At 68.5% G+C, this 23,886-nt stretch carries 22 protein-coding genes; 13 read left to right on the plus strand and 9 right to left on the minus strand.

All coding sequences use genetic code 11. The features are described from left to right. Positions 1-3: 3 nt before the first annotated feature. From PARHAE_RS13060 to lpxB, 6 genes are all read left to right on the plus strand, one after another. Complete coding sequence (locus PARHAE_RS13060) at positions 4-2,745, plus strand: DUF4159 domain-containing protein (RefSeq protein ID WP_338142926.1); 2,742 nt, start codon at positions 4-6, stop codon at positions 2,743-2,745. Further along, positions 2,742-4,874: a hypothetical protein gene (locus tag PARHAE_RS13065; RefSeq protein ID WP_126155028.1), complete on the plus strand. Its 2,133-nt coding sequence runs from the start codon at positions 2,742-2,744 to the stop codon at positions 4,872-4,874. Before PARHAE_RS13060 ends, PARHAE_RS13065 begins: the two co-directional genes overlap by 4 nt. 59 nt (positions 4,875-4,933) lie before the next feature. Then, the gene (gene fabZ, locus PARHAE_RS13070) at positions 4,934-5,413 is read left to right on the plus strand and encodes a 3-hydroxyacyl-ACP dehydratase FabZ (RefSeq protein WP_126155029.1); all 480 of its coding nucleotides are present in this window, start codon (positions 4,934-4,936) and stop codon (positions 5,411-5,413) included. After that, positions 5,406-6,188 carry an acyl-ACP--UDP-N-acetylglucosamine O-acyltransferase gene (gene lpxA / locus PARHAE_RS13075; protein ID WP_126155030.1) on the plus strand — a complete coding sequence of 261 codons (783 nt, stop codon included), beginning with the start codon at positions 5,406-5,408 and terminating at the stop codon, positions 6,186-6,188. Before fabZ ends, lpxA begins: the two co-directional genes overlap by 8 nt. Further along, the gene (locus tag PARHAE_RS13080) at positions 6,185-6,997 is read left to right on the plus strand and encodes an LpxI family protein (RefSeq protein WP_126155031.1); all 813 of its coding nucleotides are present in this window, start codon (positions 6,185-6,187) and stop codon (positions 6,995-6,997) included. Before lpxA ends, PARHAE_RS13080 begins: the two co-directional genes overlap by 4 nt. A 66-nt stretch (positions 6,998-7,063) precedes the next feature. Next, positions 7,064-8,218: a lipid-A-disaccharide synthase gene (lpxB, locus tag PARHAE_RS13085; protein WP_126155032.1), complete on the plus strand. Its 1,155-nt coding sequence runs from the start codon at positions 7,064-7,066 to the stop codon at positions 8,216-8,218. On the opposite strand, the gene PARHAE_RS13090 is transcribed toward lpxB, so the two are convergent. After that, entirely contained in the window at positions 8,202-8,549 is a 348-nt protein-coding gene (locus PARHAE_RS13090) for a RidA family protein (RefSeq protein ID WP_126155033.1), read from the minus strand. The genes lpxB and PARHAE_RS13090 overlap by 17 nt on opposite strands. A 2-nt stretch (positions 8,550-8,551) precedes the next feature. Next, the gene (locus PARHAE_RS13095) at positions 8,552-9,307 is read right to left on the minus strand and encodes a sulfite exporter TauE/SafE family protein (protein ID WP_126155034.1); all 756 of its coding nucleotides are present in this window, start codon (positions 9,305-9,307) and stop codon (positions 8,552-8,554) included. 279 nt (positions 9,308-9,586) lie between these two features. On the opposite strand from PARHAE_RS13095, the gene PARHAE_RS13100 reads away from it, so the two are divergent. The 6 genes from PARHAE_RS13100 to PARHAE_RS13125 all read left to right on the plus strand — a co-directional run bounded on the left by PARHAE_RS13100 (position 9,587) and on the right by PARHAE_RS13125 (position 16,434). Next, entirely contained in the window at positions 9,587-10,690 is a 1,104-nt protein-coding gene (locus PARHAE_RS13100) for an ABC transporter ATP-binding protein (protein ID WP_126155035.1), read from the plus strand. 69 nt (positions 10,691-10,759) lie between these two features. Further along, positions 10,760-11,830, plus strand: a complete 1,071-nt coding sequence (locus tag PARHAE_RS13105) for an ABC transporter substrate-binding protein (RefSeq protein ID WP_126155036.1) — start codon at positions 10,760-10,762, stop codon at positions 11,828-11,830. 57 nt (positions 11,831-11,887) lie between these two features. Continuing rightward, positions 11,888-12,970 carry an ABC transporter substrate-binding protein gene (locus tag PARHAE_RS13110; RefSeq protein WP_126155037.1) on the plus strand — a complete coding sequence of 361 codons (1,083 nt, stop codon included), beginning with the start codon at positions 11,888-11,890 and terminating at the stop codon, positions 12,968-12,970. Positions 12,971-13,048: 78 nt separating this feature from the next. Then, on the plus strand, positions 13,049-14,125 hold the full coding sequence (locus tag PARHAE_RS13115; protein WP_126155038.1) for an ABC transporter substrate-binding protein: 1,077 nt from the start codon (positions 13,049-13,051) through the stop codon (positions 14,123-14,125). 56 nt (positions 14,126-14,181) lie between these two features. After that, positions 14,182-15,480, plus strand: a complete 1,299-nt coding sequence (locus tag PARHAE_RS13120; RefSeq protein WP_126155039.1) for an ABC transporter permease — start codon at positions 14,182-14,184, stop codon at positions 15,478-15,480. Between the two features lie 3 nt (positions 15,481-15,483). Continuing rightward, complete coding sequence (locus tag PARHAE_RS13125) at positions 15,484-16,434, plus strand: ABC transporter permease (RefSeq protein ID WP_126155040.1); 951 nt, start codon at positions 15,484-15,486, stop codon at positions 16,432-16,434. A gap of 38 nt (positions 16,435-16,472) precedes the next feature. Here the strand turns inward: PARHAE_RS13125 and PARHAE_RS13130 are convergent, their stop codons facing one another. The 7 genes from PARHAE_RS13130 to PARHAE_RS13160 form a co-directional block, all read right to left on the minus strand. Beyond that, entirely contained in the window at positions 16,473-17,417 is a 945-nt protein-coding gene (locus PARHAE_RS13130; protein ID WP_126155041.1) for an AEC family transporter, read from the minus strand. Continuing rightward, a complete protein-coding gene (locus PARHAE_RS13135; RefSeq protein ID WP_126155042.1) occupies positions 17,414-18,232 on the minus strand; it encodes an MBL fold metallo-hydrolase in 819 nt (272 codons plus the stop codon). The genes PARHAE_RS13130 and PARHAE_RS13135 overlap by 4 nt, the downstream gene beginning before the upstream one ends. Beyond that, positions 18,229-19,023 (minus strand): TatD family hydrolase, encoded by a 795-nt coding sequence (locus PARHAE_RS13140; protein WP_126155043.1) that lies wholly within the window; start codon positions 19,021-19,023, stop codon positions 18,229-18,231. Before PARHAE_RS13140 ends, PARHAE_RS13135 begins: the two co-directional genes overlap by 4 nt. Positions 19,024-19,026: 3 nt before the next feature. Beyond that, complete coding sequence (locus PARHAE_RS13145) at positions 19,027-20,133, minus strand: DNA polymerase III subunit delta' (RefSeq protein ID WP_126155044.1); 1,107 nt, start codon at positions 20,131-20,133, stop codon at positions 19,027-19,029. Continuing rightward, positions 20,130-20,726: a dTMP kinase gene (gene tmk / locus PARHAE_RS13150; protein WP_126155045.1), complete on the minus strand. Its 597-nt coding sequence runs from the start codon at positions 20,724-20,726 to the stop codon at positions 20,130-20,132. Before tmk ends, PARHAE_RS13145 begins: the two co-directional genes overlap by 4 nt. Then, a complete protein-coding gene (locus tag PARHAE_RS13155; RefSeq protein ID WP_126155046.1) occupies positions 20,726-21,871 on the minus strand; it encodes a D-alanyl-D-alanine carboxypeptidase family protein in 1,146 nt (381 codons plus the stop codon). The genes tmk and PARHAE_RS13155 overlap by 1 nt, the downstream gene beginning before the upstream one ends. Positions 21,872-21,961: 90 nt before the next feature. Beyond that, the gene (locus PARHAE_RS13160) at positions 21,962-22,534 is read right to left on the minus strand and encodes a thymidine kinase (RefSeq protein ID WP_126155047.1); all 573 of its coding nucleotides are present in this window, start codon (positions 22,532-22,534) and stop codon (positions 21,962-21,964) included. 138 nt (positions 22,535-22,672) lie between these two features. Between PARHAE_RS13160 and PARHAE_RS13165 the strand changes: the two genes are divergently transcribed. Beyond that, positions 22,673-23,860 (plus strand): multidrug effflux MFS transporter, encoded by a 1,188-nt coding sequence (locus PARHAE_RS13165; protein WP_126155048.1) that lies wholly within the window; start codon positions 22,673-22,675, stop codon positions 23,858-23,860. The last annotated feature ends 26 nt before the right edge of the window (positions 23,861-23,886 follow it).

The raw sequence follows: 23,886 nt of genomic DNA on the forward strand, positions 1-23,886 counted from the left end.
CTGATGCTTGGTCCCATAGGATTCGCGGCGCCCTGGGTGCTGACGGCGCTGGTCGCGCTGCCGGTGCTGTGGGTGATCCTGCGGGCCATGCCGCCCGCGCCGCGGCAGGTGGCCTTTCCCGGCGTCGCGCTGCTGCGGGGGCTGGTGGACCGGGTGCCCATCGCCCGGCGCACGCCGTGGTGGCTGCTTCTGCTGCGCCTGGCCGCCGTGGCCGCGATGATCCTGGCCTTCGCCGGTCCAAGCTGGAAACCTGTCGTCGCCTCGGGCCAGACCGGGCCGCTGCTGGTGATCCTGGACGCGGGCTGGTCCGCCGCCCCCGACTGGCCCGCCCGGCTGACCCGCGCCGAATCGGCGCTGTCTGACGCCGCCGCCGAAGGCCGCCCCGCCGCGCTGCTGCTGGCCGATGGACGCGCTGCGGGCGCCTTGGCCTTCGCCCCCGCCGACCGCCTTCTGGCGGGGCTGCGCGCCGCCCAGCCCGTGCCTTGGGAAACGACCTTGCCAAAGGATCCGGCCGCGATTCTGGCTGACGCCCCCCAGGGGCGGCTGGCGACGCTGTGGATCAGCGACGGGCTGGACCATCCCGACCGCGCCGCCTGGCTGTCAGCGCTGACGGATCGCGGGGCGGTGACGGTGGTTCCACCCGCCCGCGCTGTGCGCGCGCTGTCGCTGCACGCGGGCGACACGCCCTCGCTGACGCTGGCCTCCACCGACGATGGCGCACCCGCGATCCTTGCCATCGGCCCCGATCCCCAAGGCGTCGAACGAGAGCTGGCCCGGCTGGCCCCCGGCGATGCCGCCGCCGCCGCCGGGATCGCCACCCGGCCCGTCGCCATCGACCTGCCGCCCGAGCTGCGCAACCGCATCACCCGCTTCCAGGTCGAGGGCGAGGCCCATGCAGGCGCCGTGGTCCTGGCCGACGACCGCGTGAAGCGCCGCAAGGTCGGGCTGGTGGGCGACGCCGACCGCCAGGCCGAGGGGCAGGAGCTTCTGTCCCAACTGCACTATCTGCGCCAGGCGCTGGCCCCGACGACCGATCTGGTCGAGGGCGGGCTGGGCGACGTTCTGGACAGCGCGCCCGATGTGATCGTGCTGGCCGATCAGGTCGATCTGGCCGAAACGGGCGATCTGACCGCCTGGGTCCAGGATGGCGGGCTGCTGATCCGCTTTGCCGGGCCGCGCATGGCCGCATACGACGGGTTGCAGGACGAACCGCTGATTCCGGTCGCGCTGCGGCAGGGCGGGCGCGACATCGGCGGGGCGCTGTCCTGGGGCGATCCGCGCGCCATCCTGCCCTTTGCGGCGGACGGTGTTTTCGCGGGGCTGACCCCGCCCGATGACGTGGCGATCCGCGCGCAACTGATGGCCCAGCCGGCGCCCGATCTGGCCGAAAAGACTTTGGCCTCGTTGTCGGACAACACGCCGCTGGTAACACGTGCCCGGACGGGGCAGGGACAGGTGGTGCTGTTCCATGTCACCGCCAATGCGGAATGGTCGAACCTGCCGATCTCGGGCCTGTTCGTGCAGATGCTGGATCGGTTGGTCCAGACTGCCCGCGTCTCGCCCGCCCAGGCGCAGGCGGACGGCCGCGACCAGCCTTTCTGGACGCCGGAAACCGTGCTGGACGGCTTCGGCCGTGCCGCGCCTGCCGAAGGGATGGCCCCGGTTCCGGCCGCCGATCTGGCGCTTGGCCCTGCCCCCGAACGGCCTGCGGGCATCTATGCGGCAGGCGACCGGCGGGTGGCGCTGAATGCGGGCGGGCCTCTGGCCCTGGCCCACTGGCCGGGCGCCACGGTCGAGGCTGTGGGCCGGACCGGGGGGCGCGATCTGACGGGGCTGCTTCTGGCCCTGACGGCGCTGATTCTGGCGGCGGATGCGTTGGGATCGGCCATGATCGCGCGCGGCGGCAGGGTGGCCGCGGCGGTCCTGCTGGCGCTGCTGATCCAGCCCGCGCCCTCGGCCAAGGCGCAGGATCCCAGCCCCGAACTGGCCCGCGCCGCGAACGAGGTCGCGCTGGCCTATGTCGTGACCGGCGACGACCGGATCGATGAAGCCTCGCGGCAGGGGCTGCGCGGTTTGTCGATGGTGCTGGCGCAGCGCACCTCGGTCGAGCCGGGCGAGCCTGTCGCCATCGACCTGGATGCCGACGACCTGTCGGTGCTGACCTTCCTTTACTGGCCGATCACCGACACGCAGGCGCCGCCCTCGCCCCAGGCCTATGTTCGGCTGAACCATTTCATGCGTTCGGGCGGGATGATCCTGTTCGACACGCGCGACGGCGACGTGACCGGCGTCGGCGGGCCGGATATGTCTGGGGCCTTGCAGGCGCTGGCCTCGCCGCTGGAAATCCCGCCCTTGTCGCCGGTCCCCGAGGATCACGTCCTGACCCGCAGCTTCTATCTGCTGGCCGATTTTCCGGGCCGCTGGCAGGGCAATCCCGTCTGGCTGGAAGCCCCGCCCGCCGGGGCCGAGGCGGCCGAGGGCATGCCCTTCCGGCAGTTGAACGATGGCGTCAGCCCGGTGGTGATCGGCGGCAACAGCTGGGCCGAGGCCTGGGCCGTGGACGACAACGGCTTTCCCGCCTATCCCATCGGGCGCGGCTGGGAGGGAGAGCAGCAGCGCGAGATGGCCTTTAGATTTGGCGTGAACTTGCTGATGTATGTCCTTACAGGCAATTACAAATCCGATCAGGTCCATGTGCCTGCCCTGCTGGACCGGATGCGGGTCGAGGAGACCCTGGGCCCGTGACCGAACTGCGCTTTGATCCCCTGCTGCCCTGGTGGGCCATCGTCGCGCTGGCGGCGCTTGCGCTGCTGGTCGCGGGCTTTGCGCTGTGGCGCGGGCTGCGCGGCTGGGCCTGGCGCGGCCTGGCCGGGCTTGCCGCCGCGCTGGCCCTGGCCGGTCCCGCGCTGGAGATCGGCAGCCGCATGGGCCTGTCCGACATCGTGATCCTGATCGACGACCGTTCGGCCAGTCAGACTCTGCCTGAACGCGGCGCGCAGACCGATGCCGCGGTCGATGCCCTGACCCGCCGGATCGCCGCTCTGCCCAATACCGAACTGCGCCGCGTCACGGTCGGCGACAATGACGACGGCACCCTGCTGGCGACCGAAATGGCCCGCGCCATCGCTGCCGAACCCGAAGCACGGCTGGCGGGCGTGATCGCCGTCACCGACGGCCGCCTGCACGACCCGGCGATGCTGCCCGCCGCCGCGCCCGCCCCGGTTCATGTGCTGTTAACCGGCCGCCCCCAGGACTGGGACCGCCGCCTGGTGATCGAGGAAGCGCCCGCCTTCGGCCTGATCGACCAGCAGATCGCCATCCGCCTGCGGATCGAGGATCAGGGCGCCGTTCCTCCTCAGGCGCAGACCGGCTCGGTCAACCTGCGCCTGTCGCTGGACGGCGGGCCGGAACAGGTGGTTGCCGTGCCGCTGGGCCAGTCGCTGGCCCTGCCGCTGACCCTGGACCATGCGGGCCAGAACGTCGTTCAGATCGGCTTCGACGCGCCCGCCATCGACGAACCGGGGCGCGGCGAACTGACCGACCGCAACAACGCCGCCGCGATCAGCATCAACGGCGTACGCGACCGTCTGCGCGTGCTGCTGGTCTCGGGCGAACCTCATGCGGGCGAACGGACCTGGCGCAACCTGCTGAAATCCGACGCGGCGGTCGATCTGATCCATTTCACCATCCTGCGCCCGCCCGATAAATCGGATGGCGTGCCGGTCAACGAATTGTCGCTGATCGCCTTTCCGACCCAGGAACTGTTCATGGAGCGGATCGAGGATTTCGACCTAATCATCTTCGACCGCTACAGTGTGCGCGGCATCCTGCCGCCGGAATATTACGCCAATATCGCCCGCTATGTCCAAAACGGCGGCGCGATCCTGGTCTCGGCCGGGCCGGAAATGGCGGGGGTGGAAAGCCTGTATCTGTCTCCCTTGGGCCGGATCCTGCCCGCGCGCCCGACCGGACAGGTGCTGGAAGAACCCTATCTGCCGCGCCTGACCGACGAAGGCCGCCGCCATCCCGTCACCGCCGGGCTGCCGGGCGGCGGGGACGAGGACCGGGATCCGACCTGGGGCCGCTGGCTGCGCATGGCGACCGTGACCCCCGACCCCGGCGCCCAGGTGGCGATGACCGGGGCTGACGACCAGCCGCTGCTGATCCTGGACCGCGTGGGCGAGGGGCGGGTGGCGCTGCTGACCTCGGACCAGGTGTGGCTGTGGGGGCGCGGGTTCGAGGGCGGCGGTCCGCAACTGGAACTGCTGCGCCGCATCGCCCATTGGTCGATGAAGGAACCCGAGCTTGAGGAAGAGGCGCTGCTGGCCGATGTCGCGGGCGATCTGTCGGTGCGCTTCACCCGCCGCACCATGGCCGACAGCGCCGGGCCGCTGGTCGTCACCCGCCCCGATGGCGAAACCGAACGGGTTCCGCTGGAACCCGCCGGGCCGGGCCGCTTCACTGCCGACTGGACCGCGCCCGAACCGGGGCTGTACCGGCTGGCCGATGGCGACCTGCGCCGGGTTCTGGCGATTGGCCCGGCGGCGCCGCGCGAGTTCGAACAGACCGTGGCAAGCGCCGCCGCCTTGCAGCCGCTGATAAAGGCGACCGGCGGCGGCGCTGTGGTCCTGGCGGACGGGATGCCCGATCTGCGCACCGTCGCGCCGGGGCGGCGCGCGCATGGCAGCGCCGCGCTTGGCGACTGGATCGCCATCACGCCGCGCGACGCGGCATCGGTCACCGGCCTGGAACGGCGGCCGCTGCTGCCCGGCTGGGCGTGGCTGCTGCTGGTCTCGGGGCTGATTTTGACCGGCTGGCTGCGCGAGGGCAGGGCAGGCAAGGCCGCGCCCATCGGGCGGGACGCGTCCGGCTGACCGCTTGCCAAGCGGCAACCGCGTTGCTAACCGGAAAGAAACGTCCCGAAGGAACGCTCATGGCCGACGAAACGCGCGCCCCCGCCCCCTATACCGAGGCCGACCTGTCGCTGATCAAGCGCATCATCCCGCATCGCTATCCCTTCCTGTTCATCGACAAGGTGCGCGACATCGTCCCGCACGAGGGGGGCGTGGGCATCAAGATGGTCACCAGCAACGAGCCTCATTTCCAGGGCCATTTCCCCGAAGAACCCGTCATGCCCGGCGTCACCATCGTCGAGGCCATGGCCCAGACCTCGGCCGTGATCGTCGGCATCAGCATGAACATCATCGACAAGCCGCTGGCGACCTATTTCATGGGCATCGACAAGTGCAAGTTCCGCCGCATGGTGGTGCCCGGAGACGTGCTGGAACTGCATTGCAAGGCCCTGCGCGGCGGCGGCAAGATCTGGAAATTCGAGGGTCGGGCGACCGTGGACGGCCAATTGTGCGCCTCGGCCGAATTCACCGCCATGATGGCGCTGAAGGCCGATGACTGACATCCATCCCACTGCCATCGTCGAGGATGGCGCGCAGATCGGCGCGGGCGTCCGGATCGGCCCGTTCTGCGTGGTCGGTCCGAAGGTGACCCTGGGCGAGGGTGTGGTGCTGAAATCCCACGTCTCCATCGCCGGGGACACGGCGGTGGGCGAGGGCACGGTGGTGTTCCCCTTCGCCTCCATCGGCGAGGTGCCGCAGGATCTGAAGTTCCGGGGCGAGGACGTGCGGCTTGAGATCGGCGCGCGCAACCGGATCCGCGAATATGTCACCATGAATCCGGGAACCGAAGGGGGCGGCGGCGTGACCCGCGTGGGCTGCGACGGGCTGTTCATGGCGGGCTGCCATGTGGGCCACGACTGCCAGCTTGGCGACCGGGTGATCCTGGTCAACAACGCCTCGCTTGCCGGACATTGCCACCTGGACGACGACGTGATCGTCGGCGGGCTGTCGGGGGTGCATCAGTTCGTCCGCATCGGGCGGGGCGCGATGATCGGCGCCGTGACGATGGTGACGGCGGACGTGATCCCCTATGGCCTGGTGCAAGGCCCGCGCGGGCATCTGGACGGGTTGAACCTGGTGGGCTTGAAACGCCGGGGCGCCAGCCGCGCCGACATCCATGAATTGCGGGAAATGCTGGACCGGCTGGGAGCGGGCAGCTTTCGCGACACCGCCCGCCATCTGGCCGAGGGCGAGACGGGCGGCATGGTCCGCGACGTGCTGGACTTCATCCTCGGACCCTCCGACCGCAGCTTCCTGACGCCCAAGCCCGCATGACCCGCACCGCCGTCATCGCAGGCCAGGGTGCGCTGGCCCCGGCCGTCATCGCTGCCCTGGACGATCCGCTGGTTTATGCGCTGGATGGCTTCGCGCCCGACGGGGTGGACGCCCAGCCCTTCCGGCTGGAACGGCTGGTGCCCTTCCTGGACAGCCTGCTGGACCAGGGCGTGTCGCGTGTCGTCTTCGCGGGCGCGATCCGCCGGCCGCGCCTGGACCCGGAATTGTTCGACAGCCGCACCGCGCAACTGGTGCCGCGCATCATGATGGCGATGCAGTCGGGCGACGACGGGGCGCTGCGGGCGGTTCTGGACGTGTTCCAGGAACACGGGCTGACCATCGCCTCGGTCGCCGAGGTCGCCCCCGGCCTGATCCCTGCCGAGGGCGTGCTGGCGGGCGAACCCTCGGCGGCAGACCGCCGCGACGCGGCGCGGGCGGCGCTGATCCTGGCGACGCTGGGACCGCTGGACGTGGGGCAGGGCGCGGTGGTGGCGCAAGGCCAGTGTCTTGCCATCGAGACGCTGCCTGGAACCGAGGCGATGCTGGATTTCGCGGCGCGCCACGCGGGGCTGCGGCCCAACCCGAACGGCGCGAAGGGGGTGTTCTTCAAGGCCCCCAAGCCCGGTCAGGACATGCGCATCGACCTGCCGACGCTTGGCCCGGACAGCGTGATCCAGGCCGCCCAGGCCGGGCTGGCGGGAATTGCCTGGCAAGCCGGCGGGGTGATCCTGCTGGACCGGGCAGAGGCGATCCGGCGCGCCGATGCCGCCGGGTTGTTTTTGTGGGCTATGCCGCATTCGGGTATTTAGGCAAAGAAGAAACCGGCTTCTTCTTTGTACAAATACCCACAGGACATCAGCAGCAGGACCAAGCGCATGAAGTTCTTCCTGATCGCGGGCGAAGCCTCGGGCGACCAGCTTGGCGGGGCGTTGATGGCCGGGCTGCGCGACCTGGTCCCGGATGTGGAGTTCGTCGGCATCGGCGGCGAGGCGATGGCCGCGCAGGGGCTGGAGAGCCTGTTCCCCATGGCGGAACTGAGCGTCATGGGCATCTGGGAGGTGCTGCCGAAATACCGCCATCTCAAGCGGCGGATCGCCGAGACGGCCGCCCGTGTCGCCGCCGAAAACCCCGATGCGCTGATCGGCATCGACAGTCCGGATTTCTGCCTGCGGGTGGCGCGGGCCGCGCGGGCGCAGCGGCCCGGCCTGCGGACCATCCATTACGTCGCGCCTTCGGTCTGGGCCTGGCGGCCGGGACGGGCCTTGAAGATGGCCGAGGTCGTCGATCACGTCCTGGCGATCCTGCCCTTCGAGCCGCCCCTGATGCAGGCCGCCGGGATGACCTGCGATTTCGTGGGCCACCCCATCGCCACGGCGCAGGCCGCCGGTCCCGACGAGGCCGCGCTGTTCCGCGCCGGTCACGGCATCGCTCCGGACAGCCCCGTCGTGCTGTGCCTGCCCGGTTCGCGCCATGGCGAGGTCGCGCGGCTGCTGCCCCGCTTCGGCGATGCGTTGACGGATCTACGCCATCATGTGCCCGACATGCAGGTGGTGCTGCCCACCGTGGCGGGTGTGTCGCAGGCGGTGCGCCACCTGACGGCGGCCTGGCCCGAGCGCCCGCTGATCGTCGAGGACGCGGACCAGAAGCGCGCCGCTTTCGCCGCAGCGGATCTGGCGCTTGCGGCGTCGGGCACGGTCAGCCTGGATCTGGCGGCGAACCGGGTGCCGATGGTGATCGGCTATGACATGGCGCCGCTGAGCCGGTTGCTGATCGGGATGTTGCTGAAGACCGACACGGTGACGCTGGTCAACCTGGTCAGCGAAACCCGCGCGGTGCCGGAATTCCTGGGCCGCGACTGCCAGCCCGCGCCGATGGCCCAGGCGCTGCGCCGCCTGCTGGGCGATGCCCAGGCGCGGCAGGCCCAGCTGGACGCGATGGATCTGACCATGGACCGGCTGGGCAAGGGGGGCGAGGCGCCGGGTCTGCGCGCCGCCCGGTCGGTCTTGCGGGCGGTTACAGGACCGCGGTGACGATCACCTCGACCTTGTAGTCGGGGGTGGCCAGCTTTGCCTCGCCCGTGGCGCGGGCGGGGGTGTGGCCCTGCGGCGCCCATTGGTCCCAGACGGCGTTCATTTCCGCGAAATCAGCCATGTCGGCCAGCCAGATCTGGGCCGAGACGATACGGGTCTTGTCGGTCCCGGCAAGGGCCAGCAGGCGGTCGACCTGTTCCAGCACCACGCGGGTCTGATCGGCGACGGATGCGCCCGGCTCGCCCACCTGGCCCGCCAGCCAGACGATGCCGTTGGCGACGACCGCCTGGCTCATGCGCGGGCCGGTCTCGATGCGTTTGATGTCGCTCATGTTCATGCTCCTTGAATGAGACGCCAGAAGAAGATCGCGGTCATGCCGACGCCTATGAAGGCGATCAGCAGCCGCAGGGTGTCGCGCGGGATGCGTCGCGCCACCGGCGCGCCCGCATAACCGCCGGTGATGGTGCCGACCGCCATGATCGCGGCAGGTATCCAGGCCACCGCGCCGCCCACCGCGAAGATCGCGAAGGCCACCGCCGACAGCGCGAAGGACAGCCAGCATTTCAGCCCGTTCATCGCGTGCAGGTCGGTCATGCCCCACATCGCGAAGACCGCCAGCAGCACGATGCCCAGGCCGCCGTTGAAATAGCCGCCATAGATCGCCACCGGCAGCAGGATCCCCAGGCCGAAGGGCTTGACCACCGACCGCCAGCGGGAGGCCGTGCGCCGCACGTCGTCGGCGAAGTAGAAGACCAGCGTCGCGGCCAGCAGCAGGAACGGCACCAGGGCCGAGAACGCCTTGTTCGAGCTGACCAGCAGCAGCCCGCTGCCGATGGCCCCGCCGATCATCGTCCAGACCGTCAGCCTGGCGAAGGGTGCGTCCTGGATGCGGCGGATATCGCCCCGGAAGGCGATGGCCGCCGACAGGTAACCCGGCAGCGCGGCGATGGTGCTGGTCGCGTTGGCGACGACCGGGGGGATGCCGATGAAGACAAGCGCCGGAAAGGTGATGAAGGTACCGCCGCCCGCGACGGCGTTCAGCATTCCGCCCAGGAATCCGGCGGCGAACAGAAGCAGGGCTTCCAGCATGACGGTCCTTCGGTCGGGGCGCGAAGGACACGCGTCCTTGGCCGATGGCGGGAATCGGATCGGCCGCGACGCTAACCGCAGGGTTGCAGCGGCACAAGCCCATGCGCCATGCCCGCTTTCCGGGCAGGGCTGATCGCGGCGCGGGCGGCTGCCGGGATGGCCTGTTCGCGACCTGGACCTGCGAAGAAATGTCGCAAACGGTGTTGCGCAGGCGCCAAGCCGCCGCTTAACCTGACGGGGCGCTGATCAACGAAAACACAAAACAGGGGAGAGCGCCTTTTGCTGGACGACCGCCCTGGCGACAGTTTCGTCGCCTTCGAACATGTGCAGAAAAGCTATGACGGGCAGACGCTTGTCGTCAAAGACCTGAACCTGTCCATCGGCAAGGGAGAGTTCCTGACCATGCTGGGCCCGTCGGGGTCGGGCAAGACTACCTGCCTGATGATGCTGGCCGGGTTCGAGACCGCGACTCATGGGGAAATCCGGCTGGCGGGACGCCCGATCAATCAGGTGCCGCCGCACAGGCGCGGGATCGGCATGGTGTTCCAGAACTATGCCCTTTTCCCGCATATGACGGTGGGCGAGAATCTGTCTTTCCCGCTGGAAGTCCGGGGCATGGCCAAGGCGGAACGCGAAACCCGCATCGCCCGCGCGCTGGACATGGTGCAGATGGGCAAGTTCGCCAACCGCCGGCCCGCGCAGCTTTCGGGCGGCCAGCAGCAGCGGATCGCGCTGGCCCGCGCCCTGGTCTTCGACCCCGAACTGGTGCTGATGGACGAACCCCTGGGCGCGCTGGACAAGCAGCTTCGCGAACACATGCAGTTCGAGATCAAGCACCTGCACGAGCGCCTGGGGATCACGGTGGTCTACGTCACCCACGACCAGGGTGAGGCGCTGACCATGTCGGACCGGGTTGCGGTGTTCAACGACGGCCGCATCCAGCAGCTTGCCGCGCCCGCCGACTTGTATGAACGCCCGGAAAACAGCTTCGTGGCCCAGTTCATCGGCGAGAACAACAAGCTGCCCGGCGTGATCGAGGAATTGTCCGGCGACAAGGCCCTGGTGCGGCTGGCGACGGGCGAACTGATCGACGCCACCCCCGTCAACGTGCGCGAGAAGGGCCAGCAGACGCTGGTCTCGATCCGCCCCGAACGGGTCGAGTTCAAGCCCGAGATGATGCCCCCCGGCGCCCACATGATCGGCGCGACGGTGGTGGACATGATCTATATGGGCGACATCCTGCGTGCGCGCCTGAAGGTCGCGGGCAGCGACGATTTCGTCATGAAGATGCGCAACACCATCGGCCAGACCCGGCTGGAGCCGGGCCAGCAGATCAAGGTCGGCTGGCATCCCGCCGATGCCCGCGCGCTGGATCCCGTTTGACGGACGGGCCGTCGCTGGGCCACAAAAAATGACGGCGAATGCCGCCCATCCCAACAGTTGGAGTGATAGATGAAGAAGACGCTTGCCCTGACCACCGCGCTTGGCCTGATCGCCTCGCCCGTGCTGGCCGATGTGAACCTGCTGTCCTGGGGCGGGGCCTATGGCAACAGCCACGTCGAAGCCTATGCCAAGCCCTTCGAGGCCGAGACCGGCATCAAGGTGAACATCGCCGATGCCGACAACCCCGCCACCCCCATCAAGGCCATGGTCGAGGCAGGCAACGTCACCACCGACGTGGCATCCGTCGAATATGCCGACGCCGTGCGGCTGTGCGACGAAGGCCTGCTGGAAGAGATCGACCCCGCGATCCTGGTCGCCGCCGAGGACGGCACCGCTGCGGCCGACGATTTCATCGAGGGCGCTGTCACGGACTGCTTCGTCGCGACCGATGTCTATTCGATGGTGCTGGCTTATGACGACAGCAAGTTCCCCGACGCCAAGCCCGCCACTCCCGCCGATTTCTTCGACCTTGAGAAGTTCCCCGGCAAGCGCACCATGCGCAAGGGCGCCAAGTTCAACCTGGAACTGGCGCTGATGGCCGATGGCGTTCCGGCGGCTGAGGTCTATGACACCCTTGGCACCCCCGAGGGCGTGGACCGCGCCTTCGCCAAACTGGACAGCATCAAGGACAACGTGATCTGGTGGGAAGCGGGCGCCCAGCCGCCGCAGCTTCTGGCGGATGGCGAGGTGACGATGGCCTATGCCTTCAACGGCCGGATCTTCAACGCCGCCCAGGGCGAGGGCAAGCCCTTCAAGATCATCTGGGACGGCCAGATCTACGAGATGGAAGGCTGGGTCGTGCCGAAGGGCGCCAAGAACCTCGAGGATGCGATGAAGTTCGTGGCCTGGACGACCTCGCCCGCGCCGCAGGCCCGCGCGGCCGAATTCATCAGCTATGGTCCCCCGCGCAAATCCGCCGCCGCCCTGGTCGGCAATATCGAGGGTACCGACCAGCCGATGGGTCCGAACCTGCCCACGACCGAGGCGAACATGACTAACGCGCTCGGCTCGAACCTGGAATTCTGGGTCGACCGGGACGCGGAGCTGAACGAGCGCTTCAACAGCTGGCTGGCAAGCTGAACCAGGGCAGAGGGTGCCGCTTCGCGGCGGCACCACCCGCAACAAGGGGAGGGAAGCATGACAGGACGACTGATCGCTGGCGCGACTCTGGCGCTGCTGACGGCCGGGGCCGCCGCCGCCCAGGACGGGTCGATCAACATCACCACCTATGGCGGGGCCTTCGGCGAGGCGCTGAACGAATCGCTGGTCAAGCCCTTCACCCAGCAGACCGGCATCGGCGCAACGATGGTGGACAATGCCGATCCGCCCGCCAAGCTGAAGGCCGAGGTCGAGGCTGGAAACGTCACCAGTGCTGTTTATGATGTGGAGCAGTCCGACGTGATCGCGCTGTGCGACGAGGGGCTGATCGAGCCGATCGACCCGGCCATCCTGCAACCGGGGGCCGACGGATCGGCGCCCGCCGACGATTATCTGCCGCAGGCGCTGCACGAATGCGCGACCGCGATCATGGTCTGGTCCACGGTGATCGCCTATGACACCACGGCCTTCCCCGACGCGGCCCCGGCATCCGTGGCGGATTTCTTCGATCTGGAAAAGTTTCCGGGTCGGCGCGGCATCATCAAGCGGCCGAAATACGCGCTGGAATTCGCGCTGCTGGGCGACGGCGTGGCCCCCGATCAGGTCTACGAGGTGCTGTTGACCCCCGAAGGCGTGGACCGCGCCTTCGCCAAGCTGGACACGATCAAGGACCAGGTGGTCTGGTGGGACGCCGGTGCCCAGGCGCCGCAGCTTCTGGCCGACAAGGAGGTGTCGATGACGCTGGCCTATAACGGCCGGATCTTCGATGCCATCATCGGCGAGGGCAAGCCCTTCGCCTTCGTCTGGGACGGCGCCAATCTGGACATGGATTACTGGGTCGTGCCGCGCGGCGCGCCCGACAGGGATCTTGCGATGCAGTTCATCGCCTATGCCTCGAACCCGCAGCGCCAGGCCGATCTGTCGAAATACATCGCCTATGGTCCGCCTCGGAAATCCGCAGCGGCCGGGGTCGGCACCTACAAGGACGGCACGACCGAGATGCGGCCCTATCTGCCGACGACGCCGGAGAACGCCGAAAAGGCCCTGGTCAACGACGCCGGTTTCTGGGCCGACCACGGCGCGGAACTGACCGAACGGTTCAACGGCTGGCTGGCCGGCTGACGCGGATCGGTGCGGGCCGTCGCGGCCCGCCCACGCCAAGACGGGGCAGAGACCCCATCCACCAACGGGAGCAAGACCATGAAAACCACCCTGATCCTGTCCACCGCCCTGGCGGGCATGGCCTTCGCCGCGGCCGCGCAAGAGGTGAACGTCGTTTCCTGGGGCGGCGCCTACGAGGTCAGTCAGGTCGAGGCCTATAACAAGCCCTTCACCGCGCAGACCGGCATCAAGGCCAACATGATCGCCGCCGACGACCCGGCCACGCCGCTGAAGGCCCAGGTCGAGGCCGGCAATGTCACAGGCGATGTCTTCGACCTGGCGATGGCCGACGCGATCCGGCTGTGCGACGAGGGCGCGCTGATGGAATTCGACCCCGCCGACCTGCCGGCGGGCGCCGACGGCACCCCCGCCGCCGAGGATTTCGTCGACGGCAGCCTGACCGATTGCGCGGTGGGCAACATCGTCTGGGGCACGGTGATCGGCTATGACAAGTCCAAGTTCCAGGGCGAGGCCCCGTCAACCGTCGCCGATTTCTTCGACACCGCCAAGTTTCCGGGCAAGCGCGGCCTGCCGAAATCGCCCAAGCGGACGCTGTATCTGGCGCTGATCGCCGATGGCGTCCCGGCCGACCAGATCTATGACACGCTGGCCACGCCGGAAGGGGTGGACCGCGCCTTCGCCAAGCTGGACACCATCAAGGGCGACGTGATCTGGTGGGAGGCGGGCGCCCAGCCGATGCAGCTTCTGGCCGATGGCGAGGTGGTGATGACCACCGTCTATAACGGCCGCATCTTCGACGCCATGGTTGGCGAGGGCAAGCCCTTCGACGTGATCTGGGACGGCCAGTATCTGGAGATCAACGCCTTCGTCGTGCCCAAGGACGCGCCCCATCCCGAAGAGGCGGTCGAATATGTCAAGTTCGCGACCGGCACGCAGCCGCTGGCGGATCAGGCGAAATACATCGCCTATGGCCCGACGCGCAAATCCTCGGCCCCGCTGGTCGGCACCTACAAGGACGGCACCACCGAAATGGCGCCGCATATGCCGACCCAGCCCGAACACCTGGAAACGGCGGTGATGGACGACCCGGAGTTCTGGGCCGATCACGATGCCGAACTGACCGACCGCTTCACCAGCTGGCTGGCCGGTTCGTAAGCTTGATCGCCGCCGCCCCTGTCCGGGGGCGGCGGTCCTGACAGTCTGGGGAATTCATGGCGAACGCACTCGATCCGCACGCGGCCATCACGACAACCGCCTCGGGGCTGACCGACGGGGCCTTGCGGACCGCCGATGGCAAGCCCTTGGCCCGCGCCCTGGCGCGGTCGCAATCGCTGGCCCGGCGCCGCGCCTTCCTGCTGGTGCTGCCGCTGCTGGCCTTCATCCTGATCACCTTCGTGATCCCGATCGGGCAGATGCTGCAACGGTCCTTCTATAATGACGGCTTCTCGGCCAACATGCCGCAGATCTCGGCCTGGTTCGCGGAAAATCCGCGCGGCACCGAACCCGACGAGGCCGCCTGGGCCGCCCTTGCCGCCGACCTGACCGCCAGCGCCGAGGCGCGGACGATCGGCGTCGTGGGTACGCGCATCAATTATGACGTGCCGGGCACGCGGTCGCTGTTCACCTCGACCGGGCGGCAGGTCCGCCGCGGGATCGAGCCGCCCTATCAGGCCGCGCTGACCGAGATCAATCAGGATTGGGCCAGCCCCCGGCTGTGGTCGGCGATGCGCGAGGCCTCGACTCCGATGACGGCCAATTTCTATCTGGCCGCCGTGGACCGCAAGCGGGCCGAGGACGGCAGCATCCAGCAGGTCGAGCCGCGCCAGCAGGTCTATGTGATGCTGTTCATGCGCACCTTCTGGCTGTCGCTGCTGATTACCGGCATCACCTTCGTGCTGGGCTTTCCCATCGCGCATCTGCTGGCGACGCTGCCGATGCGCAAGTCGAACCTGCTGATGATCCTGGTGCTGCTGCCCTTCTGGACCTCGCTTCTGGTGCGCACCACAAGCTGGATGGTGCTGCTGCAACAGCAGGGGGTGATCAACGACATCCTGGTCTGGTTGGGCGTGATAGGCGGAGGGCAGCGGTTGCAGATGATCTATAACCAGACCGGCACGATCATCGCCATGACCCATATCCTGCTGCCCTTCATGATCCTGCCCTTGTATTCCGTGATGCGCACGATCAACCCGTCCTATGTCAGGGCGGCGCGGTCGCTGGGCGCGACCAGCTGGACCGCCTTCCGCCGGGTCTATTTCCCGCAGACGCTGCCGGGCCTGGGGGCGGGGGCCTTGCTGGTCTTCATCCTGGCCGTGGGATACTACATCACGCCCGCCTTGGTCGGCGGATCGTCGGGGCAGCTGATTTCCAACATGATCGCGATGCACATGACCGACACGCTGAACTGGTCGATGGCGGCGGCGCTGGCCGCGTTGCTGCTGGCGGCGGTGCTGCTGCTTTACTGGGTGTATGACCGGATGGTCGGCATCGACAATCTGAAGCTGGGGTGATCCATGGCTGTTCCGACCTATGCAACCCCGCTGGAGCGCGTCTGGCATTACGCCTATCTGGTGATCTGCGGGCTGATCTTCTTCTTCCTGATCGCGCCCATCGTGGTGATCATCCCGCTGTCCTTCAACGCCGAGCCGTATTTCACCTTCACCGACAAGATGCGGTCCTTCGATCCCGACGGCTACAGCATGAGGTGGTATCGCAGCCTGCTGACCTTCGGGATGCAGAACCCGGACGCCAGCGGCTGGGCCTTCTGGTCGGATGCCTGGGCCAATGCCAAATGGGTGCAGGCGGCCAAGAACTCGATCATCATCGGCGTGGCCTCGACCATCGTGGCGACGGTGCTGGGGACGCTGGCGGCCCTGGGCCTGTCGCGCCCCGAGATGCCGTTCCGCCGGGCGATCATGGCGATCCTGATCTCTCCCATGATCGTGCCGCTGATCATCACGGCGACGGGGATGTTCTTCTTCTATTCGAACCCCTGCGAATTGCTGGGCATCGTCGGCCTGCCCACGAATTGCGGGCGGCTGGCGGGCACCTATCTGGGGGTGATCCTGGCCCATGCGACCCTGGGGATTCCCTTCGTGATCATCACCGTCACGGCGACGCTGGTGGGGTTCGACCAGTCGCTGAACCGGGCGGCGGCGTCCCTGGGGGCCAATCCGCGCACGACGTTTTTCCGCGTCACCATGCCGCTGATCCTGCCGGGCGTGATCTCGGGCGCGCTGTTCGCCTTTGTTACGTCCTTTGATGAAGTGGTGGCGGTGCTGTTCATCGCCGGGCCGGACCAGCAGACCATCCCCCGGCAGATGTGGAACGGCATCCGGGAACAGATCTCGCCCGCGATCCTGGCGGTGGCGACGCTGCTGGTGATCTTTTCCATCGCGCTGCTGACCACGGTGGAGTTGCTGCGGCGGCGGTCGGAACGGATCCGGGGTGTGACGCCGCATTGATTCCCTTTGGGTATTTGTGCAAAGAAGAAGCTGCTGCCTCAGGGCAGGATCGCCAGCCACATCCAGATCGACAGGACCGAGACGGCCGTGCCGACAAGGACCGTGGTGGCGGCGACCCGTTTGGCGGCGCCATAGAGGTTCGCGAACAGATAGGCGTTCACGCCCGGCGCCATGGCCGCCGTCATCACTGCCGACCGCAGGCCCGCGTCGTCCAGCCCGGTGATCCGGCCCAGGCCATAGGCGATGCCCGGATGGATCAGCAGCGAACAGGCGCAGCACATCGCGATGGCGCCCGTGTCGCCTTCGGGGCGATAGCGATAGAGGATCCCGCCCAGGCCGAACAGCGCGGCGGGCAGGGCGGCGCCGGCGATCATGTCCACGGCGGCCCAGAATCCCTCGGGCATGACCAGGCCCGCCTGTTGCAGCACGTTCATGGTCATGCCGGTCAGGATGCCGATCACTAGTGGCGTCCGCAGCACGCCCGTCATGGCCCGCAGGGCGACCCCACCCACCGACAGCCCGCTGCCATGGGCGCGCGTGAACTCCATGAAGGTGATGCCGAAGGTGTAGAGCAGCGGCGAATGGATCGCGATGATCGCCCAGTTGCCCGACAGCGAGCCGGGACCATAGGCGCGCTCCATGATCGGGATGCCGAGCAGGAGGCTGTTGGAAAACAGGCAGGTGAAGCCGATCGCCACGCAGTCCATGGGCGGGCGGTGGAACACGAACCGCGCGCCCGCCCAGCCGATGAAGAAGCTGGCGAAGGCGCCGACATAGAAGGGCAGCAGCAGGGCGGGGCGGAATTCCGTCCCCAGGTCCAGCCGCGACATGGACGCGAAGAGCAGCGTCGGCGCGGCGAAGTTCTGGGCAAAGACCATCAGCCCGTCCACCGCGCTTTCGCGAAAGATGCCGCGCCACGCCACCAGATAGCCGAAGCCCACGATCAGAAAGACCGGGACGATGATGTTGAACAGCGCGCTCATAGCGCGGCGGGGTGGTCGGGGGTGTCCGCCGTGGTCTCGATGACCATGCCGTCGAAGGCGGGGGCGATATGGTCGGGCGTGGTGGCCGCGACGGTGGCGTAATCCATGTCGATATGCATGTTCGTCAGCACGCCGCGCGGCACGCCGGACCGTTCGATCCAGTCGAGCGCCTGCGCCAGATGGGCGTGGCTGGGATGGGGCGCGGGACGCAGGGCGTCGCAGATGAACACCTCGGCCCCGTGGATCAGCGGCCATGCAGGGTCGGGGATGGCGGACACGTCGGGCAGATAGACCAGCCCGCCGATGCGCAGGCCGAGCGCGGTGATTTCCCCATGCTGGACGCGGAAGGGGATGAGCGTGACGGGGCCGCCGGGGCCGTCGATGGCGATCGGCCCGTCGATCCGGTGCAGGTCGCAGATCGGCGGGTAGAAGCTGCCGGGCGGGGTCTCGAAGATATAGCCGAAGCGGTCCAGCAGCGATTCGGCCGTGGGCCTGTCGGCCCAGGCTGGGATGCGGGCGCCGGCGTTATGGGCCAGTTGCCGCAGATCGTCGATGCCGTGGATGTGGTCGGCATGGGCATGGGTATAGACCACCGCGTCCAGCGTCGCCACGTTCGCGTCCAGCAGTTGCGGCACCAGATCCGGGCCGGTGTCGATGAGCACCTGCGTGGTGCCGCCGGGACCGGGGCGTTCCACCAGCAGCGAACAGCGGCGGCGGCGGTTCTTGGGTTCCGCCGGATCGCAGGCGCCCCAGCGGTTGCCGATGCGCGGCACCCCGCCGGACGATCCGCAGCCCAGGATCGTCGCGCGGATCATGCCGCCTTCCAGAACAGCCGGTCGAAATTGGCCGTGGTCTGCGCGGCAAGCTGCGGATAATCCATGCCGAGCGCCTCGGCCACGATGGCGGCGGTTTTCGCGACATAGGCCGGCTCATTCCGCTTGCCGCGATGCGGGGGCGGGGCGAGATAGGGACTGTCGGTTTCTACAAGGATCCGGTCGCGCGGCGCAGCGGCGAAGATCGCCCGCAGATCCGCCGAACGCGGGAAGGCCGCGATGCCCGAGATCGAGAGATAGAAGCCCAGGGCGAGCGCCGTTTGCGCCAGCGCCGCGCCGGAGGTGAAGCAGTGCATCACGCAGGTGAAGGCTCCCGCCCGGTGTTCCTCGGTCAGGATCCGGGCCATGTCCGCGTCGGCATCGCGCGAATGGATGATGAGGGGCAGGTTCGTGCGGCGCGCGGCCTCGATATGAATGCGCAGGCTGTCGGCCTGCGCCGCCGCGCTTTCGGCGGTGTAGTGGTAATCAAGGCCGGTTTCGCCGATGCCCACGAATTTCGGATGATCGGCAAGGGCGACAAGCTGATCCAGCGTCGCCATCGGTTCCTCGGCCACGCTCATCGGGTGGGTGCCTGCGGCATAGAACACCCCGTTGAACCGTTCGGCCAGGGCGCGGACCTGGGGTTCCTGGCGCAGGCGGGTGCAGATCGTGACCATCCGCGTGACCCCCGCCGCGCGGGCGCGCTCGATCAGGGCGTCGTGTTCGCCGTCGAAATCGGGGAAATCCAGATGGCAATGGCTGTCGACGATCGGGGGAAGCCCGGCTTGGGACATGGGTCAACCTTTGGCTGGCGGGGCGGATCGCGCGGGCGGCAGATGCGCCAGTTCGATCAGCATATCCATCACCAGCGCGGCAGGGTCAAGGTTGACCGCCCGCCCGGTCCGCGCCCGCGCCGACAGCCGCGCCTGCGCTTCGGCCCAGGCCCGTGCCGCCCCGTCGTTTGGCGCGATCCGCGCCATGAGCGCGCCTTCGCCCCGCGCCGCCTGGGGCAGGGGCGGTCCCATCAGGCCCGCGCGCGCGGTGCGCGTCAGGAAGCGGTCCAGCACCGTCATGGTCAGGTCGAACGGATCGCCCTCGGCCCCCGCGCGTCCCGCAGCGGCATCGGCGAACGCGGCGGCGCGGGGGCGGTCCAGCCGGGGCAGGGTGGCCATCAGGTCCACGAGCTGCTGGTAACGGTCAAGCCCGCCCTGGCCCGCCAGCCGCAGCGCCTCGCCCACGGAGCCGTCGGAGAGGGCCGCAAGCGCCTCGGCGTCGTCGTCCACGCCCAGGTGGGACAGGACGCCCCCCATCTGCGCGGGGTTGAGCGGCGACAGGCGCAGGGTGCGGCAGCGCGACCGGATGGTCGGCAGAAGCCCTGCGGGCTGATGCGCGATCATCAGGATCAGCGCGTCGGCGGGCGGTTCCTCCAGCACCTTCAGAAGGGCGTTGGCGGCGGCGGGGTTCATGTCGTCGGCGGCGTCGATGATGGCGACGCGGCGCCCGCCCTCGGCCGCAGAGAGATGGAAGAAGGACAAGAGCCGCCGGATTTCATCGACGGTGATCTGCGCGGACAGCCGCCCCGCCTTGTCGTCCCAGGGGCGGCGCACCAGATGCAGGCGGGGTTCCGACAGGGCCGCGATGCGCCGCGCCTCGGGGCTGTCCGCCGCGCCGAAGGGGCCGGTCGCGCCCGACAGCATCCAGCGGGCGATGGCCCAGGCCAGCGTCGCCTTGCCGACGCCGCGCGGGCCGGTCAGCAGCCAGGCATGGTGCAGCCGCCCGCCCTGCGCGGCCTCCACGAATTCGGCGATGGCGGCATCCTGGCCGATCACGCGATCCGTGTGGCGCGGATGCGGCGCGCCGGGAACGCGGTCGGGTTCGGGAATGTCGTCGGGATCGGTTTTCACAGCGCGGCCCGGATGCGGGCGGCCACGTCATCCGCGACGCCGCTGCCGTCGATCAACCGAACACGGGCCGGGAATTCCTGCGCCAGGGCACGGAACCCCTGGGCCAGCCGCCGCTGGAAATCCAGCCCCAGGCTTTCGAAGCGATCCTCGGCCCCGCCGCGCGCGATCCCCCGGCCAAGCGCGGTTGCCGGGTCGAGGTCGATGACGAATGTCAGGTCCGGTTCGACGCCGATGGCCAGGTCGTGCATCCGGTCCACAAGCGCGCGCAGGTCGCCACGCGCCGCGCCCTGATAGACGCGGGTGGAATCGGCGAAACGGTCGGTGACGACGGTCTGGCCCGCCGCCAGGGCCGGGCGGATGGTGCGCTCCAGGTGGTCGCGGCGGGCGGCGGTGAACAGCAGGCATTCGGTTTCCGCCGACCAGCGTTCGCCCGCGCCTTCCACCAGAAGGCGGCGGATTTCCTCGGCGCCGGGGCTGCCGCCGGGTTCGCGGGTCAGGACCACCGCGCGCCCTTCGGCCCGCAGCGCATCGGCCAGCAGCCGGGCCTGGGTGGACTTGCCGCAGCCGTCGATCCCCTCGAAGCTGATGAACATCAAAGGCCCGCGGCTTCGACCGCCTTGTGGCCCAGGCGCATCACGGCGCCCTTCATGCGGCCCGCGAAACCCGCCTCGGGCACGTCCTCGGACGCCAGCAGGGGGGTGATGGCGTCCTGGGTGCCCGGAACCGACACGACAAGGCGGCCGATCTGGTCGCCCTTGGCGATGGGGGCGGGGATGGGCGATTCGAAGACCGCCTCGACCTTGACCTGATCCCTGGACCCGGCGGGCAGCAGCACGTTCACGCCGTCCTTGGTGGTCAGCCCCACGCGCGACCGGGTGCCCAGCCAGACCGGCGCCTCGACTACGGTCTCTCCGGCGGGAACCAGGGTTTCCATGCTGAACTGGCGGAAGGCCCAGTTGACGATACGCTCGGATTCCTCGGCCCGCGCGGTGTCGCTGGCCAGTCCGCTGATCACGAAGATCACACGGCGCCCGCCCTGCACGGCCGATCCGACCAGGCCGTAACCGGCCTCTTGCGTGTGCCCGGTCTTGAGCCCGTCGGCGCCGATGTCCAGCCGCAGCAGCGGGTTGCGGTTGAAGCGGTTGGACGGCACCCGGTCCATGTAGCGGAATTCGGTGATCGAGAAGTCGTCGTAATATTGCGGGAAATCGTGGATCAGGTGCATCGCCAGCATCCCCAGATCCTCGGCCGACATGACATGGCCCTCGGCGGGCCAGCCGGTCGAGTTCTTGAAGACCGAATGCTTCAGGCCCAGGGTCTTGGCGCGTTCGGTCATCTGGCGGGCGAAGGCTTCCTCGGTTCCCGCAAGGCCTTCGGCCAGGACCACGCAGGCGTCGTTGCCCGACAGCACGATCACGCCCTTGATCAGCTGTTCCACGGTGGGCGTGTCGCGCGGTTCCACGAACATCTTCGACCCGCCCATCTGCCAGGCCTTGGTCGAGACGGGCAAGGTATCGGTCAGCTTCAGGCGGCCGTTTTCCAGCGCCTCGAACACCATGTACAGGGTCATCAGCTTGGACATCGAGGCGGGCGGGATAGGCACGTCGGCATTCTTGGCCATCAGCACCGTGCTGGTATTCACGTCATAGACCCAGGCCGAGGTCGCGGTGGTCTCGAACGCCTGCACGGGCGCGGCTAGCGAAAGAAGGGCGATCAGCCGCAGCAGGAAAGCACGCATGGAAAATCCTTTGCCTGTTTGGGGCTGATGGTTACAGCAAGCCCCCGCCCGTCGCAACGCGGGCCACACGCATTCCGCGAGATTTGATGCTCAGTTCCCGGTCGCCTCGCGCCAGTGGCGGCGGCACAGCGAGACATAGGTTTCGTTGCCGCCCACCTGCACCTGCGCGCCTTCGGTGATCGCGCGGCCCCGGTCGTCGCGGCGGATGACCATGGTGGCCTTCTTGCCGCAATGGCAGATGGTGCGCACCTCGCGCAGGTCGTCGGCCAGGGCCAGCAGCGCGGCAGAGCCGGGAAACAGCTCGCCCCGGAAATCGACGCGCAGGCCATAGCACATGACGGGGATATGCAGGTCGTCGGCCACGCGGGCCAGTTGCCAGACCTGGGCCGGGGTCAGGAACTGCGCCTCGTCCACGAAGACGCAGGCGCAATCCGCGCCGCGATCCCGGATCAGCGCGGCCATGTCGGTGGCAGGATCGAAGGTCAGCGCCACGTCGCTGATGCCGATGCGGCTGGCGATGACGCCATGACCCGCCCGGCTGTCCAGGGCGGCCGTCAGCAGCAGCGTGCCCATCCCCCGTTCGCGATAGTTGTAGGACGCCTGCAACAGCAGCGTGCTTTTGCCCGCGTTCATGGTCGAGTAATGGAAATACAGCTTGGCCATGCGCGCCCCATAACGCCGGGGCAGGATGGCGGCAAGGGTTGCGCCGCCCTGCGCAAGCTGGCAAAAACCGGCAGGCGGCGGGCGAATCCCACAGCGCGATTCTGCGCTGCCTTCTTCTTTGGACAATCAGGTTTCTCGATGCGCGATCCCCTGTTCCGCATGGCCCTTGTGCTGGGCGTGCTTTCCGCCGTCGGTCCCTTCGCGATCGACATGTATCTGCCCGCCCTGCCGCAGGTGGCCGCCGACCTGGGCACGACCGAGGCCGGGGCGGCGCTGACGCTGACCTCGTATTTCATCGTCTTCGGCATCGCGCAGATGATCTATGGCCCGATGGCCGACGCCCTGGGGCGCAAGACGCCGCTGGTGGTCGGCGTGGCGATCTTCACCGCCGCCACGGTGGGCGCGGCGCTGGCGCCGACCATCGGCTGGCTGATCGCGGCGCGCGCCGTCCAGGGGCTGGGGGCGGCCACGCTGATGGCGGTGCCCCGCGCGGTGATCCGCGACGTGGCGACCGGCCCCGCCGCCGCGCGCGTCATGTCCACCATCATGATCGTTATCGCCGTGTCGCCCATGCTGGCGCCGCTAACCGGATCGCTGGTCATGGCCTGGGGCGGATGGCGGGAAATCTTTGCCGTCCTCGCCGTCGCCGCCCTTGTCAGCCTGGCCCTGATCCTGTTCGTCCTGCCCGAAACGCTGGCCCCCGAACATCGCCGCCCGGTCAGCCTGGCGCCGATGCTGTCGGGCGCGCGCCGCCTGCTGACAGACCGGCGCTTCATGGGGCTAACGATGATCGGCGGCTTCGGGATGGCCAGCTTCTTCGTGTTCATCTCGTCCGCCAGCTTCGTCTATACCCGGCAATACGGGCTGTCGCCGATGGGCTTCTCGCTGGCCTTCGCGGCCAATGCGATCGGCTTTTTCAGCGCCTCGCAATTCGCGGGGCCGATGGCGCAGCGATACGGGATGGAGCGGGTGATCTCGCTTGCCATCACCGGCTTCGCGGCGGCGATGATCGCGCTGGCTCTGATCGTCTGGCTGGGCCTCGACGCGCTGCCGGTGGTGATGGCGGGGCTATTCGTCGGCAATGCCTGCCTGGGCCTGGTGATGCCCACGGCGATGGTGATGTCTCTGGACCCCCATCCCGACATCGCCGGTCTCGCCTCGTCCCTGGGCGGCACGTTCCAGATGCTGACCGGAGGCGTGATGATCGCGCTGACGGGCCCGTTCATGGACAACAGCGCTGCCAGCATGGTCGCGGCCATCGCGCTGTGCGCCGCGTTGGCCTGGTGCGCAGCCGCCCTGTCGCTGCCCCGCCTGCGCCTGGCATAGGAAAAGCCGCAGGGGCGATCCCTGCG

Origin of the sequence: Paracoccus haematequi, from assembly GCF_900631945.1 — a bacterium.
Taxonomy (GTDB): domain Bacteria; phylum Pseudomonadota; class Alphaproteobacteria; order Rhodobacterales; family Rhodobacteraceae; genus Paracoccus; species Paracoccus haematequi_A.

What these genes read in the sequence shown, in the direction of transcription:
- PARHAE_RS13140 (WP_126155043.1), bottom strand. Translation starts at nt 19,023, where the DNA reads ATGTCCCAAGCCGGGCTTCCCCCGATCGTCGACAGCCATTGCCATCTG.
- PARHAE_RS13130 (WP_126155041.1), bottom strand. Translation starts at nt 17,417, where the DNA reads ATGAGCGCGCTGTTCAACATCATCGTCCCGGTCTTTCTGATCGTGGGC.
- PARHAE_RS13120 (WP_126155039.1), top strand. Translation starts at nt 14,182, where the DNA reads ATGGCGAACGCACTCGATCCGCACGCGGCCATCACGACAACCGCCTCG.
- PARHAE_RS13160 (WP_126155047.1), bottom strand. Translation starts at nt 22,534, where the DNA reads ATGGCCAAGCTGTATTTCCATTACTCGACCATGAACGCGGGCAAAAGC.
- fabZ (WP_126155029.1), top strand. Translation starts at nt 4,934, where the DNA reads ATGGCCGACGAAACGCGCGCCCCCGCCCCCTATACCGAGGCCGACCTG.
- lpxB (WP_126155032.1), top strand. Translation starts at nt 7,064, where the DNA reads ATGAAGTTCTTCCTGATCGCGGGCGAAGCCTCGGGCGACCAGCTTGGC.
- tmk (WP_126155045.1), bottom strand. Translation starts at nt 20,726, where the DNA reads ATGTTCATCAGCTTCGAGGGGATCGACGGCTGCGGCAAGTCCACCCAG.
- PARHAE_RS13090 (WP_126155033.1), bottom strand. Translation starts at nt 8,549, where the DNA reads ATGAGCGACATCAAACGCATCGAGACCGGCCCGCGCATGAGCCAGGCG.
- PARHAE_RS13105 (WP_126155036.1), top strand. Translation starts at nt 10,760, where the DNA reads ATGAAGAAGACGCTTGCCCTGACCACCGCGCTTGGCCTGATCGCCTCG.
- lpxA (WP_126155030.1), top strand. Translation starts at nt 5,406, where the DNA reads ATGACTGACATCCATCCCACTGCCATCGTCGAGGATGGCGCGCAGATC.
- PARHAE_RS13060 (WP_338142926.1), top strand. Translation starts at nt 4, where the DNA reads ATGCTTGGTCCCATAGGATTCGCGGCGCCCTGGGTGCTGACGGCGCTG.
- PARHAE_RS13115 (WP_126155038.1), top strand. Translation starts at nt 13,049, where the DNA reads ATGAAAACCACCCTGATCCTGTCCACCGCCCTGGCGGGCATGGCCTTC.
- PARHAE_RS13165 (WP_126155048.1), top strand. Translation starts at nt 22,673, where the DNA reads ATGCGCGATCCCCTGTTCCGCATGGCCCTTGTGCTGGGCGTGCTTTCC.
- PARHAE_RS13125 (WP_126155040.1), top strand. Translation starts at nt 15,484, where the DNA reads ATGGCTGTTCCGACCTATGCAACCCCGCTGGAGCGCGTCTGGCATTAC.
- PARHAE_RS13135 (WP_126155042.1), bottom strand. Translation starts at nt 18,232, where the DNA reads ATGATCCGCGCGACGATCCTGGGCTGCGGATCGTCCGGCGGGGTGCCG.
- PARHAE_RS13155 (WP_126155046.1), bottom strand. Translation starts at nt 21,871, where the DNA reads ATGCGTGCTTTCCTGCTGCGGCTGATCGCCCTTCTTTCGCTAGCCGCG.
- PARHAE_RS13110 (WP_126155037.1), top strand. Translation starts at nt 11,888, where the DNA reads ATGACAGGACGACTGATCGCTGGCGCGACTCTGGCGCTGCTGACGGCC.
- PARHAE_RS13095 (WP_126155034.1), bottom strand. Translation starts at nt 9,307, where the DNA reads ATGCTGGAAGCCCTGCTTCTGTTCGCCGCCGGATTCCTGGGCGGAATG.
- PARHAE_RS13080 (WP_126155031.1), top strand. Translation starts at nt 6,185, where the DNA reads ATGACCCGCACCGCCGTCATCGCAGGCCAGGGTGCGCTGGCCCCGGCC.